The 13,664-nt window shown below is 71.2% G+C and carries 12 protein-coding genes; 9 read left to right on the forward strand and 3 right to left on the reverse strand.

All coding sequences use genetic code 11. The annotated features are described in order from the left end of the window. Positions 1-86: 86 nt before the first annotated feature. From AB0F13_RS03695 to AB0F13_RS03720, 6 genes are all read left to right on the forward strand, one after another. Positions 87-2,207 (forward strand): DNA topoisomerase IV subunit B, encoded by a 2,121-nt coding sequence (locus AB0F13_RS03695; protein ID WP_362074602.1) that lies wholly within the window; start codon positions 87-89, stop codon positions 2,205-2,207. A gap of 283 nt (positions 2,208-2,490) precedes the next feature. Further along, on the forward strand, positions 2,491-2,979 hold the full coding sequence (locus AB0F13_RS03700; protein ID WP_362074605.1) for a DUF1453 domain-containing protein: 489 nt from the start codon (positions 2,491-2,493) through the stop codon (positions 2,977-2,979). Further along, positions 2,972-4,171, forward strand: coding sequence for a histidine kinase (locus AB0F13_RS03705; protein WP_362074608.1), 1,200 nt, complete (start codon positions 2,972-2,974; stop codon positions 4,169-4,171). Before AB0F13_RS03700 ends, AB0F13_RS03705 begins: the two co-directional genes overlap by 8 nt. Positions 4,172-4,239: 68 nt before the next feature. Next, complete coding sequence (locus AB0F13_RS03710; protein ID WP_362075991.1) at positions 4,240-4,914, forward strand: response regulator transcription factor; 675 nt, start codon at positions 4,240-4,242, stop codon at positions 4,912-4,914. Positions 4,915-5,009: 95 nt separating this feature from the next. Next, a complete protein-coding gene (locus AB0F13_RS03715) occupies positions 5,010-5,480 on the forward strand; it encodes a DUF485 domain-containing protein (RefSeq protein WP_362074611.1) in 471 nt (156 codons plus the stop codon). Then, entirely contained in the window at positions 5,477-7,096 is a 1,620-nt protein-coding gene (locus tag AB0F13_RS03720; RefSeq protein WP_362074614.1) for a cation acetate symporter, read from the forward strand. The genes AB0F13_RS03715 and AB0F13_RS03720 overlap by 4 nt, the downstream gene beginning before the upstream one ends. A 7-nt stretch (positions 7,097-7,103) precedes the next feature. Here AB0F13_RS03720 and AB0F13_RS03725 read toward each other — a convergent pair whose 3' ends face one another. Both AB0F13_RS03725 and AB0F13_RS03730 read right to left on the reverse strand, forming a co-directional pair. Beyond that, positions 7,104-7,781 carry a response regulator gene (locus AB0F13_RS03725; RefSeq protein WP_362074617.1) on the reverse strand — a complete coding sequence of 226 codons (678 nt, stop codon included), beginning with the start codon at positions 7,779-7,781 and terminating at the stop codon, positions 7,104-7,106. Continuing rightward, a complete protein-coding gene (locus AB0F13_RS03730; RefSeq protein WP_362074620.1) occupies positions 7,778-9,412 on the reverse strand; it encodes a sensor histidine kinase in 1,635 nt (544 codons plus the stop codon). Before AB0F13_RS03730 ends, AB0F13_RS03725 begins: the two co-directional genes overlap by 4 nt. Positions 9,413-9,816: 404 nt before the next feature. Here AB0F13_RS03730 and AB0F13_RS03735 point away from each other — a divergent pair, with 404 nt between their 5' ends. The 3 genes from AB0F13_RS03735 (at position 9,817) to AB0F13_RS03745 (ending at position 12,702) form a co-directional block, all read left to right on the forward strand. Next, positions 9,817-10,686, forward strand: a complete 870-nt coding sequence (locus tag AB0F13_RS03735) for an ABC transporter ATP-binding protein (RefSeq protein WP_362075994.1) — start codon at positions 9,817-9,819, stop codon at positions 10,684-10,686. Further along, positions 10,676-11,539: an ABC transporter permease gene (locus AB0F13_RS03740; protein WP_362074623.1), complete on the forward strand. Its 864-nt coding sequence runs from the start codon at positions 10,676-10,678 to the stop codon at positions 11,537-11,539. The genes AB0F13_RS03735 and AB0F13_RS03740 overlap by 11 nt, the downstream gene beginning before the upstream one ends. Positions 11,540-11,649: 110 nt before the next feature. Then, entirely contained in the window at positions 11,650-12,702 is a 1,053-nt protein-coding gene (locus tag AB0F13_RS03745; RefSeq protein ID WP_362074626.1) for an ABC transporter substrate-binding protein, read from the forward strand. A gap of 4 nt (positions 12,703-12,706) precedes the next feature. On the opposite strand, the gene AB0F13_RS03750 is transcribed toward AB0F13_RS03745, so the two are convergent. Next, positions 12,707-13,612 (reverse strand): sucrase ferredoxin, encoded by a 906-nt coding sequence (locus AB0F13_RS03750; protein ID WP_362074629.1) that lies wholly within the window; start codon positions 13,610-13,612, stop codon positions 12,707-12,709. Positions 13,613-13,664: the final 52 nt, after the last annotated feature.

The following is a 13,664-nucleotide window of genomic DNA, read 5'->3' on the forward strand; positions in this document are numbered from 1 at the left end:
CAGGCCTCGGTACCCTCTGAACGGCAACCGAGCCACTCATGTGCCCGCAGTCGGGGCAAACAGAAATTCAGCGAGGAGCGAACCGCGTGACCGCCGATACGTCCGTGCCGTCCACCGCATTGCTGACCGGGGCAGACCGGGACGGATCCAATTACACCGCGCGGCACCTGCTCGTCCTCGAGGGCCTGGAAGCCGTTCGCAAGCGGCCCGGCATGTACATCGGCTCGACGGACAGCCGCGGCCTGATGCACTGCCTCTGGGAGATCATCGACAACTCGGTAGATGAGGCCCTGGGCGGGTACTGCGACCGCATCGAGGTGATCCTTCACGACGACGGCTCGGTGGAGGTGCGGGACAACGGCCGCGGCATCCCCGTGGACGTCGAGCCCAAGACCGGCCTGTCCGGCGTCGAGGTCGTGATGACCAAGCTGCACGCGGGCGGCAAGTTCGGCGGCGGTTCGTACGCCGCGTCCGGCGGTCTGCACGGTGTCGGCGCCTCCGTCGTCAACGCGCTGTCGGCGCGGTTGGACGTCGAGGTCGACCGCAACAGCAGAACCCATTCGATCAGCTTCCGCCGCGGGGTTCCCGGAATCTTCACCGAGTCCGGCCCGGACGCCCCCTTCGACCCCGCCAACGGCCTGCTCAAGGGGAAGAAGGTCCCGAAGGCCCGCACCGGTACCCGCGTCCGGTACTGGACGGACCGCCAGATCTTCCTCAAGGACGCCAAGCTCTCCCTGGAGAACCTTTACGGCCGTGCCCGCCAGACGGCGTTCCTGGTGCCGGGGCTGACGATCGTGGTCCGGGACGAGCGCGGTCTCGACGGGCAGGACAGCACCGAGGAGATCTTCCGCTACGACGGCGGCATCAGCGAGTTCTGCGAGTATCTCGCCCAGGACAAGGCCGTCTGTGACGTCCTCAGGCTGAGCGGGCAGGGCACGTTCAAGGAGACCGTGCCGGTTCTCGACGACCGCGGCCACATGACGCCCACCGAGGTCACCCGCGAGCTCGGCGTGGACATCGCCCTGCGCTGGGGCACGGGGTACGACGCCACGGTGAAGTCCTTCGTCAATATCATCGCCACCCCCAAGGGCGGCACGCATGTGGCCGGATTCGAGCGTTCGATCACCAAGACCGTCAACGAGGTGCTGCGTTCGAGCAAGCTGCTGCGGGTCGCCGAGGACGACGTCGTCAAGGACGACGCCATGGAGGGACTCACGGCGGTCGTGACCGTGCGGCTGGCCGAGCCGCAGTTCGAGGGGCAGACCAAAGAGGTGCTGGGCACCTCGGCTGCCTCGCGGATCGTGGCCAATGTGCTCGCCAAGGAGCTCAAGGCGTTCCTGACCTCCACCAAGCGCGACGCGAAGCAGCAGGCGCGCGCCATCCTGGAGAAGGTCGTGGCCGCGGCCCGCACGCGCATCGCGGCCCGCCAGCACAAGGAGGCACAGCGGCGGAAGACGGCGCTGGAGTCCTCGTCGCTGCCGGCCAAGCTCGCCGACTGCCGCAGTGACGACGTCGAGCGCAGCGAGCTGTTCATCGTCGAGGGCGACTCGGCGCTCGGCACCGCGAAGCTGGCGCGGAACTCGGAATTCCAGGCGCTGCTGCCGATCCGCGGCAAGATCCTCAACGTCCAGAAGTCGTCGGTCTCCGACATGCTCAAGAACGCCGAGTGCGGCGCGATCATCCAGGTGATAGGAGCCGGGTCCGGCCGCACCTTCGACATCGACGCCGCGCGGTACGGGAAGGTCATCTTCCTGGCCGACGCCGATGTGGACGGCGCGCACATCCGTTGCCTGCTGCTCACACTGTTCCAGCGCTACATGCGGCCGATGGTGGAGGAGGGCCGGGTCTTCTCGGCAGTGCCGCCGCTGCACCGGGTGGAGCTCACCCACCCCAAGAAGGGGCAGGACAAGTACATCTACACGTACTCCGACAGCGAGCTGCGGCAGACGCTGCTGGAGCTGGACCGCAAGGGTGTCCGCTACAAGGACGGCATCCAGCGCTACAAGGGTCTCGGTGAGATGGACGCCGACCAGCTCGCGGAGACCACGATGGACCCGCGCCACCGCACTCTGAGGCGGATCAACATCAGCGACCTGGAGACGGCGGAGCGCGCCTTCGACCTCCTGATGGGCAACGAGGTGGCGCCGCGCAAGGAGTTCATCACCAATTCCGCGGCGACGCTGGACCGCTCGCGCATCGACGCCTGATCCACCTCTGATCCACGCCTGACCGCCGCCCCGCCGCCCCGCGGCGGGGCGGCGACCTGTCCACCGGTCAGGGGCGTGCCGCTGCCCGGTGGCGTGCCCTGGCCGGGGGCCGGGGCAGTCGGACCCGGCAGGCGTCCACCCCCGGGTGGAGAAGATCTCCACCCGGCCTCCACCCCGGATCCACCCGTGCTCCGATCCGGGCCGGGAGCCGACTCCGTAGCGTCGGATGCGTTGGTCATCCACGCACCTTCGCGGTTCGTCCGCGTTCCCACGGAGGCATTCCATGTCCGGTCCGCTCGACCTCGCGGTGATCGCCGGGGTTTGCGCGCTCGTTCTCGCGCGGCAACTGAAGGCGCAGAAGGTGGTCTCCGACGCCAAGGGCTGGGCGATCCTGCCGGCTGTCCTGATCTTCATGTCGGTGCGTGAGCCGGGTCTGATCGACCCGGACCACCGGGCGGTCTCCGTGGCATTGCTCGCGGCCGGGACGCTGGCCGGGCTCGCGACCGGAGCGGGATGGGCGTGGACCACCCGAATATGGGCCGACGCCTCCGGAGCGGTCTGGGCCAAGGGCAACGGTGCGACGGCGGCGATATGGCTCGGCGGGGTGGCTCTCAGGCTGGGCCTGTCCGGCCTCGGTGCGCTGGCCGGGGTCCATCAGGGCGGCCCCGCCACCATGCTGATGATGGCGGCCACGCTGCTCGCCCGCACCGGGGTGGTGGTGTACCGGGCCCAGGACATACGCCCGGCGTACCGTGTCCCTGCCGGTGGCTGAGACCGACGCCCCGGTGGAGGGACAGCACGTGCCGACCGAGAACTGGAGCGAGTGGCCCGCACGTGAGGCGCTCGCCAAGGTAGGGGTGCCCCGGCGCCGCCAGGTGATCGCCTGGGTGACGCGGATCGTCCTGATCGGGGCGTTCCTGTGGGGGGTGTTGCGGGAGGACACCATCCGTGGGTGGGGGTACGCCGCTGTCACCGCGGGCTTCCTGATCTGCGTCGCCGCGGTGTGGCGCTGCTACCACTCGACGCTCGCCCGGCGACTGTGGACGTCGCTGGGGCTGCTGGGGGTGCTCGCGGTAGTGGGGGCCGCCGCGGAGCTGGGCGGTTCGCACGCCGCCTCGACGGGGCTGTGGTGCCTGTGCGCGGCCCTCGCGGTGGAGCGGCTTCCGCTCGGGTACGGACTGGCGGCCGCGGGCGTCTGCATGGGGGCGTACGTCCTGGCGAGCGAGAACCGCTCACTGGCGACCGCCGGGACGGTGGCCGGGGTGCTGCTCATTGGGTACGCGCTCAGGCTGGACGAGGAGGCGCGGGGTGCCGGATTCCGGCTGCTGGCCCAGGAGAGGGCGGCCCGGCAGGCAGAGGCGGAGTCGGCGGCGCTGGCCGAGCGGGCACGGATCGCCCGGGAGATCCACGACGTGCTCGCGCACAGCCTCTCCGCGCAGCTGGTGCACCTGGAGGCGGCCCGGTTGCTGATCGAGAGCGGGGCGGAGCGGCAGCGGGTCCTGGAGCGGGTGTCGGCGGCCAGGGGGATGGCCCGTGAGGGGCTGGCCGAGACCCGGCAGGCGCTGTCGGCCCTGCGCGGGGAGCTGACACAGGCGGAGGACTTCCTGCGGGAAGCGGCGGCGTCGGAGGGGGCGCGACTGGAAGTGACGGGGGAGCCGCGCAGGTTGCCCGCCGAGGCCGGGCTGGCGGTGCGCAGGGTCGCGCAGGAGGCGCTGACCAATGTGCGCAAGCACGCTCCGGGGGCTCGGGTGGAGATGGGATTCGCCTATCTGGACGGGGAGGTGGAGTTGTGCGTCCGTGACGGTGGCGGGCACGGGATCGTCGGTGGGCCGGCGGTCTCCGGCGCCGGGTACGGTCTGCTGGGAATGCGGGAGCGCGCCGAGCTGCTGGGCGGCACGCTGGAGGCCGGTCCGGCCGGACCTGACCAGGAGGGCTTTATGGTGCGTCTGCGGGTGCCCGCGTGACGGGCAGTACGGACGGTGCGGGGGGAGCGGAGGGCACGGGCGGCGTCGCCGGCCCGAGGGCGGCACGGGTGGTGGTGGCCGACGACCAGACGGTGGTGCGTGAGGGCATCGTGATGCTCCTGGGGCTGTTGCCGGGCATCGAGGTGGTCGGGGCGGCGGCCGACGGCCTGGAGGCGGTGCGGCTGGTCGCCGAACACGCCCCGGATGTGGTGCTGATGGACCTGAGGATGCCGCGGTGCGACGGGGTGGAGGCGACGCGGCGCATCCGGGCCCAGTACCCGGCCACCCAGGTGGTGATCCTCACCACCTACGCCGACGACGACTCGCTCTTTCCCGCCCTGCAGGCGGGCGCCCGCGGCTACCTCACCAAGGACGCCGGCGGGGAGGAGATCGTACGGGCCGTGGAGCATGTGATGTCCGGGGAGGCGGGGCTGTCGCCGAAGGTGCAACTGCGGCTGCTGGAACGGCTTTCGGCACCATGGGTCGAAAGCCCGCCCGCCGGGTCCGCGGCCCCTCGCGAGCTGCCGGACGGGCTCACGGCACGTGAGGCGGAGGTGCTCTCCCTCGTGGCCGAGGGGATGACCAACGCGGAGATCGGCCGCAGGCTACATGTGAGCACCGCGACGGTGAAGACGCATATCAACAACCTGTTCGCCAAGACAGGCGTGCGGGACCGGGCGCAGGCCGTGCGGTACGCCTTCCGGTACGGCCTCGCCCGGCCGCCCGGGACGCCCATCACCTGATGGAGTGAACGTCCGCCTGTGCGCGGGGCTGGATCTTTCCGGTCTGTCCATTCTTGGGCACGCGGCCAACGGGGTCGGCGACCAGGGAGAGTTCTGTGAGAGAGAGCGACGGGCGCGCTGCCGTAACGGTTCAGCGGACGGCCGGGACGGAGCCCGCGCGGGATGCGGCCGGAATCTACCGGGAAGTCCAGGGCAGTGCGGCGTTCCGGGAAGTGCGCCGCCGCTACCGCCGGTTCGCCTTTCCCGTGACCGTCGTCTTCCTCGGCTGGTACCTGGCGTATGTGCTGGCGGCGATCGCGGCGCCGGGGGTGATGGCCAGGCCCGTGGCGGGCGCGCTCAACGTGGCGATGGTCGCCGGACTCGCCCAGTTCGCCACGACCTTCCTGCTGACTTGGGCCTACGCGCGCCACGCCCGGCTGCGCCGCGACCCCGCCGCGATGGAGCTGCGCTGGACGGTCACGCTGGAGACGCTGCAGGGCGGCGTGCGGCAGGAGCGGCTGGCGCTCACCGCCGGGCAGGCGCAAGGTCCGGGCGCCTCGTCGCGGAGCCTGGGTGAGATCCGGTGAGCGGGTCCCATCAGGGCCTGGCCATGACTCTGTTCCTCGTCTTCGTCGCCGTGGCCCTCGCCATCGCCACCTGGGCGGGGCGTGAACGGCAGGGCTCACCCGAGGAGTTCTACGCGGGCGGCCGGCTGTTCTCCCCCCTGGAGAACGGTTTCGCCATCGCCGGCGACTATATGTCCGCCGCGTCCTTCCTCGGCATCTCCGGCCTCATCGCCCTCTACGGCTATGACGGAATGCTCTACTCCGTCGGCTTCCTCGTCGCCTGGCTGGTCGTACTGTTCCTCGTCGCCGAACTGGTCCGCAACTGCGGGCGGTTCACCCTCGCCGACGTCCTGGTCGCCCGCCTGCGCGAGCGCCCGGTCCGTATCGCCGCCGGCATCTCCTCCATCACCGTCTCCGTTCTCTACCTCGTCGCCCAGATGGTCGGCGCGGGCAGCCTGGTGGCCCTGTTGCTGGGCGGCACCGGCGAGCGGGCCCGCGGCTGGACGGTGATCGCCGTCGGGGCCCTGATGGTCGTCTACGTCACGCTGGGCGGGATGCGGGCCACCACGTGGATCCAGATCGTCAAGGCTGTGCTGCTGATGGGCGGCACGATCGCGCTGACCGTCCTCGTCCTGCTCCGCTTCCACGGCGACGTCTCCGCGCTGCTCACCACGGCCGCCGACCGCAGCGGTCACGGCCGCGACTTCCTCGCACCGGGCCTGAAGTACGGCCACGACCTGACCTCCCGGCTGGACTTCATCAGCCTCGGCCTCGCCCTCGTCCTCGGCACCGCCGGTCTGCCGCACATCCTCGCGCGCTTCTACACCGTGCCCACTGCCCGGGCCGCACGCAGGTCGGTCGTGTGGGCCATCGCCCTCATCGGCGGCTTCTACCTCATGACCATCGTCCTCGGCTTCGGCGCCGCGGCGGTGCTCGGCAGCGACGCGGTGCGGGCTGCCAGCCCGGCCGGTAACACGGCCGTGCCCCTGCTCGCCCTCGACCTGGGAGGCGGCGCGGGCTCCACAGGAGGAACGATCCTGTTCGCTGTGGTCGCGGCCGTTGCCTTCGCCACCATCCTCGCCGTCGTCGCCGGGGTCACCCTGGCCTCCTCCGCCTCGGTCGCCCACGACCTCCACGCCACGCTGAGCCGCCGCGGCAGCGCCGGCCGCCGTGCACGTGCCGGCCACGCACCCCGCGGCGAGGTCACCGTCGCGCGCGTCGCGGCGGCCGGCACCGGAGTGGTCGCCATCGGGCTCGGGCTGCTCGCCCAGAACCTCAACGTCGCCTTCCTGGTCGGCCTGGCCTTCGCCGTCGCCGCCTCGGCCAACCTTCCGGTGCTGCTCTACTCGCTGTTCTGGCAGCGCTTCACCACACGGGGCGCGGTCTGGTCCGTCTACGGCGGGCTGATTCCTGCCGTGCTTCTCGTCGTCGTCTCCCCGGTCGTCTCCGGCAGCCCGGATGCGATCTTCCCCGGCCTGGACTTCCGGCTGTTCCCCCTGGAGAACCCCGGCCTGGTCTCCGTGCCGCTCGGCTTCCTCGCCGGCTGGCTCGGCACCGTCACCTCGCCCGAGCCCGCCGACGGAGCCGGATACGCCGAAGCGGAGGTGCGCTCCCTCACCGGCGCCGGGGCGGCATGAGGGCGGTTCACCGGCCCGCCCAGGTGTAGCGGTGCTCGGGGCGGCCCGTCTCGCCGTACTTGAGCGTCAGACTGAGCCTTCCCGACTCCTCCAGCCGCTTGAGGTAGCGCTGGGCCGTCGACCGGCTCAGCCCCGACCGCTCCGCCACCTCGTGCGCCGACAGCGGTCGCGTCGCGTCCGAGAGCACCCGCCGGATCAGTTCGGCGGTCGGCGCGGAGTGGCCCTTGGGCAGCGGAGCGGTGGCCGAGGCGGTGCGCAGGGCACCGAAGATCCGGTCGACCTGGTCCTGTTCCGCCTCCTCGGCGCCCTCGAACGTCCGGCGCAGCCGCGCGTACGCCTCCAGCTTCGCCCGCAGCCCCGCGAAGGAGAACGGCTTCACCAGATACTGCAGGGCGCCGTAACGCATCGCCGTCCGCACGGTCGCGATGTCGCGGGCGGCCGTGACCATGATGACGTCCGTGTGGTGGCCCAGCTGCCGGATGCGGCGGACCAGCGACAGTCCGGTCTCGTCCGGCAGGTAGTGATCCAGCAGCACCAGGTCGATGCCGCCGCGCTCCAGCAGCGCCAGGGCCTGCGCCGCGTTGTGGGCTGTCGCCCGCACGCGGAAGCCCGGCACCCTGGCGACGTACGCCGCGTTGATCTCGGCGACGCGGAAGTCGTCGTCCACGACCAGGACCTCGATCATCCGTTCACTCCTTCGAGGGATCGCGGCGCATCCGGTGTCAGGGCCGGTGCGCGCAGCGCCTCCGGCAGCTCCACCGTGAACACCGCGCCGCCGCCGTCCCGTTCGCCGGCCCGGGCCGAGCCTCCGTAGCGCTCGGCCAGCCGCCGCACGAGCGAGAGGCCCAGGCCCCGGGGGCGGTGCGGGGCGGCCTCCTTGGTGGACCATCCGTCGGCGAACACCAGCTCCCGGACCTCCACCGGGACCCCCGGGCCGTTGTCCGAGACGCTCACCACGACAGCGGTGCCCGCGGCCCGCACCTCGACCTCCACGAACGCGTCCGCCCGGTGCCGGCTCGCCGCGTCCAGCGCGTTGTCGACGAGGTTGCCGAGCACCGTGACGAGGTCCCGCGGGTCCACCACCCCGTCCGGCAGGTACGTCCCCTCGCTCACTCGCAGGGCTACCCCGCGCTCCGCCGCGACCGCGCTCTTGCCCACGAGCAGGGCACTGACCAGCGGTTCGTGCACCCGCTCGGTCACCTGCTCGGCGGTCGCCCGGTGGGCGCCCGTCACCTCCGCCACAAAATCGACGGCCTCCTCGTAGAGCCCCAGCTCCAACAGCCCGACGATGGTGTGCAGCCGGTTCGCGTGCTCGTGGTCCTGTGCGCGCAGTGCCTCCGTCAGCCCCCGGGTGCCGTCCAGCTCCCGGCCCAGTTGCTCCAGTTCGGTACGGTCGCGCAGCGTGGCCACCGTGCCGCCGTCGGTGGTGTCCATGCGGTTGGCGAGCAGTACCCGCCCGTCCCGGACGGTGAGCAGGTCCGTGCCGGCCACGCGGCCCGTCAGGACGTCGGTGGTCCGGCCGGGCGGCAGGACGGCGTCCAGCGGCTGCCCGATGGCGTCGGGCCCGAGGCCCAGGAGCCGCTGCGCCTCGTCGTTGACCAGCCGCACGCGACCGCGCCGGTCGAGTGCGACCACGCCCTCGCGGATGCCGTGCAGGATCGCCTCGCGCTCGTCGAGGAGGGCGGAGATCTCCGAGAGTTCGATGCCGTGGGTGCGCTTGCGCAGTCGCCACGAGACGGCGAACGCGGCCAGAGCACCGGCCGCGAGCGCGGCGCCGGCGTACACGAGGAGGCCGGGCAGCGCCTGCAGGAGGACGTCGCGCACGTCGTCGTAGGCGATGCCGACCGAGACGGCGCCGACGATGGCACCCTCCGTGTCGCGCAGGGGCACCTTGCCCCGGGCCGAGCGGCCGAGGGTGCCGTTCTCGATGCCCGTCCACTCGTGGCCCGTCAGGGCGGGGCCGGGGTCGGTGCTGACGTGCCGGCCGATCTCGCCGGGCGTGGTGTGGGAGTAGCGGATGCCCTGGGTGTCGACCACCACGACGTAGCTGGCGGCCGTGGCCAGGCGGATGCGCTCGGATGCGGCCTGGACCGGTCCGTCGGGCCCGGGGCGGCCGGCGAGTACGGCGTGGGCGATGCCGGGCTGCGCGGCCGTGGCCTGGGCGATGGCCAGGGCCCGCTGCTCGGCCTGCTCGTCGAGCTGGGCACCGAGGGGCTGGAGGAACAGGCCGGCGGTGAGCGCGATGACGCCCGTGGTGATCAGGAGCTGGACGGAGAGGACCTGCGCGAAGACGCGGCGGGGCCACCGGAGGCGCATGCGTGTCCCTTTCGTCTTCTTCGTCTTCAGGCTCGTCGTCCGGGCCGTCGGCTCGGCGCGCATGCCCTGCAGGGCCTGGCGCGCGGATCGCCGCAGGTCGCTGCCATGAACATGAACGCCGCTGATATGAACCGAACGTAGCCGGATGATGGCCTCTTGTGTCGCCCCTGTGTCACTTTTGTTGTTCTATCGCGAGCAAAACGAGCAGAACAGGCTTCGTGCACTCAAGTCGCACAGCGCTCACAAGACTGCCCCTGTGGTGCACGCCATACCTAACCTCCAGCACCGGTTGCCCCGCACGGGATGGCGGGGCCGGACACCCGGGCAGCGGAGGCGGACGGATGAACAGCGGCACCCCACGTGACAACCCCCCGGACAGCCCTCCGGGCACCTCGTCCAGCACCTTGTCGAGCACCTCCTGGAGCACTCCTTCCGGAACATTTCCGGCCATCGAACTGCGCAGCGCGAGCAAGGTGTTCCGCACGCCGTCGGGCGGAGAGCACACGGCTGTGCGTGATCTTGATCTGACCGTCGCCCAGGGCGAGTTCGTGGCGGTCGTCGGCCCGACAGGTTGCGGCAAGTCGACCACCCTCACGCTCGTGAGCGGCCTGGAGGAGCCCACCGAGGGCGAGGTGCTGGTCGGCGGCGAGGCGGTGACCGGGATCAGGCCCGAGGTCGGCTTCGTCTTCCAGCAGGACGCGGTCTTTCCCTGGCGCACGGTGCTGTCCAACGTGATGGCCGGCCCGCGCTTCCGCGGTGCGCCGAAGGCGGAGGCGCGCGAGCGGGCCCGCGACTGGCTCGGCCGGGTGGGGCTCGCGGCGTTCGAGGACCGCTATCCGCATCAGCTCTCCGGGGGCATGCGCAAGCGCGTGGCGCTCGCGCAGACCTTCGTCAACGACCCGGCGATCCTTCTCATGGACGAGCCGTTCTCGGCGCTGGACGTGCAGACCCGGGCGCTGATGTCGGACGAACTGCTGGAGCTGTGGGGCGGCGGCTCCCGCGAGAGCGGCGGGAAGGCCGCCGCCGAGAGGGCGTCCGTCGTCTTCGTCACCCACGACCTGGAGGAGGCCATCGCGCTCGCCGACAAGGTCGTGGTGATGACCGCCGGCCCGGCCACCGTGAAGAAGATCTTCCCGATCGGCCTTCCCCGGCCGCGCAAGGTCGAATCCGTCCGCCTGGAACCGGAGTTCATCGAGATCTACCGGGAGATCTGGTCCTCCCTCGGTGAGGAAGTCCGTATCACCCGTGAGAGGGGTGCCGCCCATGTCGCTTGAGTCCGCTGAGTCTGTCGGTGCTTACACCGCCCTGCCCAGAAGCACCGGCCGGACCAAGGCCCGCGCGAAGGCGGCCCGTAGCCGCCGGCTCGTGATCCTCGGCGCCCGCGTGCTGCTGCTCGTCGTGCTGCTGGCCGCCTGGGAGGTGCTGTCCCGCACCAAGGTCATCGACCCGTTCAACTTCTCGATGCCGTCGAAGATCTGGGACCAGATCGCGCAGTGGACGCTGCACGGCACCCCGTACGGATCGCTCGGGGAACAGATCTGGTGCACGCTTCACGAGGCCCTGCTCGGCTGGGCCATCGGCGTGACGGCCGGAGTGGTGCTCGGCATCGTGCTCGGCCGCGCCCCCTTCCTCGCCGACGTCCTCGGTCCGTACATCAAGGTGCTCAACGCGCTGCCGCGCATCGTCCTCGCGCCGATCTTCCTGATCTGGTTCGGCCTCGGGCCCGCCTCCAAGATCGCCTCGGCCGTGGTGCTGGTCTTCTTCCCCGTCTTCTTCAACGCCTTCCAGGGGGCCCGCGAGGTGGACCGCAACCTCGTCGCCAACGCCCGCATCCTGGGCGCGAGCAATCGCCGGGTGACCCTACAGGTCGTCATCCCCTCCGCCACCTCGTGGATCTTCACCAGCCTGCACGTCAGCTTCGGCTTCGCCCTCATCGGCGCCATCGTCGGCGAGTACATGGGCGCGGCCAAGGGCATCGGACTGCTGGTCGCCGCCTCGCAGAGCACCTTCAACACGGCCGGCGTGTATGCGGCGATGACCATCCTCGCCGTCGTCGCCCTCCTCGCCGAGGGCCTGCTGACCTTCGCCGAGAAGCGGCTCTTCCGCTGGAAGCCCGGCGGGCACTGACCGGTACGGCGGGCACTGACCCGTACGGCCTGCCCCCCACCTCCTCCCGCCTCCCCCCACCACCCCACACCCCCCGACTTCCGCCCGAAATCGATCGTAAGGAACGGATCATGCGTACGTACGGCAGGATCGCCAAGGTCTCCGCGACGGCCGTCGCGGGGGTGATGTGCCTGTCCCTCTCCGGATGCGCCGATGAATCCTCGGCCGACACCTCGGGGAGCGAATCGTTCAAGGGCGACACCGTCAAGATCATGGTCGGCGGCCTGGACAAGGTCATCTACCTGCCCGCGGTGCTCACCCAGCGACTGGGCTACTTCCAGCAGGAGGGCGTGACGGTCAAGCTCCTCAGCGAGCCCGCGGGCGTGCAGGCCACCACCTCGCTGGTGTCCGGCGACGTCCAGGGGGTCGTCGGCTTCTACGACCACACCCTCGACCTGCAGGTCAAGGGCAAGCAGGTGGAGTCCGTGGTCCAACTCGCCCAGACGCCGGGGGAGGTGGAGATCGTCTCCAAGCAGGCCGCCTCCGGCCTCTCCTCGCCCAAGGACTTCAAGGGCAAGAAGCTGGGCGTCACCGGTCTCGGCTCGTCCACCGACTTCCTGACGAAGTACCTCGCGGTGAAGAACGGCGTGCCGGTCAGCGACTTCACGCCGGTGGCCGTCGGTGCGGGCCAGACCTTCATCGCGGCCCTGGAGAAGGGCGCCATCGACGGCGGCATGACCACCGACCCGACCGTCGCCCAGGTCCTCGCCAAGGACCTCGGCAAGGTCCTCGTCGACATGCGGACCCCCGAGGGTTCCAGAGCGGCGCTCGGCGGCCTCTACCCCGCGTCGAGCCTGTACATGAACACCGACTGGGTCAACACCCACAAGGAGACCGTCCAGAAGCTCGCCAACGCCATGGTCAAGACTCTGAAGTGGATGTCGGAGCACACGCCCGAGGAGATCATGGCCCAGATGCCCGCCGACTACGCCAAGGGCGGCAAGGAGCTCTACGCGAAGGCCATCGAGAACACCCTGCCGATGTTCACCAAGGACGGCGTGATGCCCGCCGACGGGCCCAAGACGGTCCTGGAGGTCCTCAAGGCCTTCAACCCCAACCTCAAGAACGCCTCGGTGGACCTCAAGAAGACCTACACCACGGAGTTCGTGGAGAAGTCCGGCTGAGTGATCAGCCGAGCGCGGTGACGGCGACGACGTCCATGCGGGCCGGCGTGCCGAGCGCCCTGCCGCAGCTCTCCGGCCGGGGCGGCTGCGCCGCACCCTGCTCGACCTCGACCCGCCAGGACCGCCCGTCGGTGTGCGCGACGGTCACGCTCCAGCGGGGTGCGCCGCCGTCGGTCGCGGTGATGTCCAGTGCGTCCGCGCTCTCCTCGCCGGTCAGCGCGCGCACCGCCAGCTCGGCGGCCTGGCCGGGGCGCTCCCACGCCGAGCGGCCCCGGCAGTTGGCGGTGGCGACGCGGCCCTCGCGCGCCGCTTCGAGCGCCTCCTTGACGGCGTGCGCGGTGGCCCGCCCGTAGGCGTAGCCGTAGGGCAGGACGAAGAGGGTCGGCGAGAAGCGGTGCCCACCGATATGGGTGACCTCCCAGACCTCGGTGCCGCCCGCGGCGGTCAGCTCCGCGGCGAGGGGCCGGCCCAGCAGCGCGCAGCAGCGGTCGCGCTTGCCGTTGGTGCAGACGAGCGCGAGCGGATCCCCGTCGTACGGATCCCACAGCCCGCCGTGCTCGCCGGCACCCAGTGCCGCGAGGTCCAGCTCCAGCAGCCGCGCGGGGTCGGCGAGCAGCGTCGTACGGATCCAGGAGCGGCCGGGTGCGGTGTGGGCGGCGAAGACCCGCTGGACGGACGCCTCGCGGCAGTCGGCGTGCCGCCCGGGGCGCCGGATCAGCGCGATGCGCACACCGGTGCCCGCGACCGACTCGTCCAGGGCGCGGCCGACTGCGGGGTCGAGGTGACTGGAGGTGAGCGCGTCGGCTCCCCACGGACCGGGCTGCTCGATCAGCAGCCACGTCCGCGCGGGTGCGGCGGTGCCGGCCAACGGCTCGGTCAACAGGCGGGAGGCGGTCGCGCACGTGCTCACGTAGGTAAGCCTAACCTGAGTGTGCTTGGCGCTGTGTACCGGCCTGATCCAC

Origin of the sequence: Streptomyces sp. NPDC026206 (assembly GCF_040638465.1) — a bacterium.
GTDB lineage: Bacteria > Actinomycetota > Actinomycetes > Streptomycetales > Streptomycetaceae > Streptomyces.

Coding starts and splice junctions, on each gene's coding strand:
- AB0F13_RS03725 (WP_362074617.1), bottom strand. CDS start 7,781: ATGATCGAGGTCCTGGTCGTGGACGACGACTTCCGCGTCGCCGAGATC.
- AB0F13_RS03745 (WP_362074626.1), top strand. CDS start 11,650: ATGCGTACGTACGGCAGGATCGCCAAGGTCTCCGCGACGGCCGTCGCG.
- AB0F13_RS03740 (WP_362074623.1), top strand. CDS start 10,676: ATGTCGCTTGAGTCCGCTGAGTCTGTCGGTGCTTACACCGCCCTGCCC.
- AB0F13_RS03730 (WP_362074620.1), bottom strand. CDS start 9,412: ATGCGCCTCCGGTGGCCCCGCCGCGTCTTCGCGCAGGTCCTCTCCGTC.
- AB0F13_RS03700 (WP_362074605.1), top strand. CDS start 2,491: ATGTCCGGTCCGCTCGACCTCGCGGTGATCGCCGGGGTTTGCGCGCTC.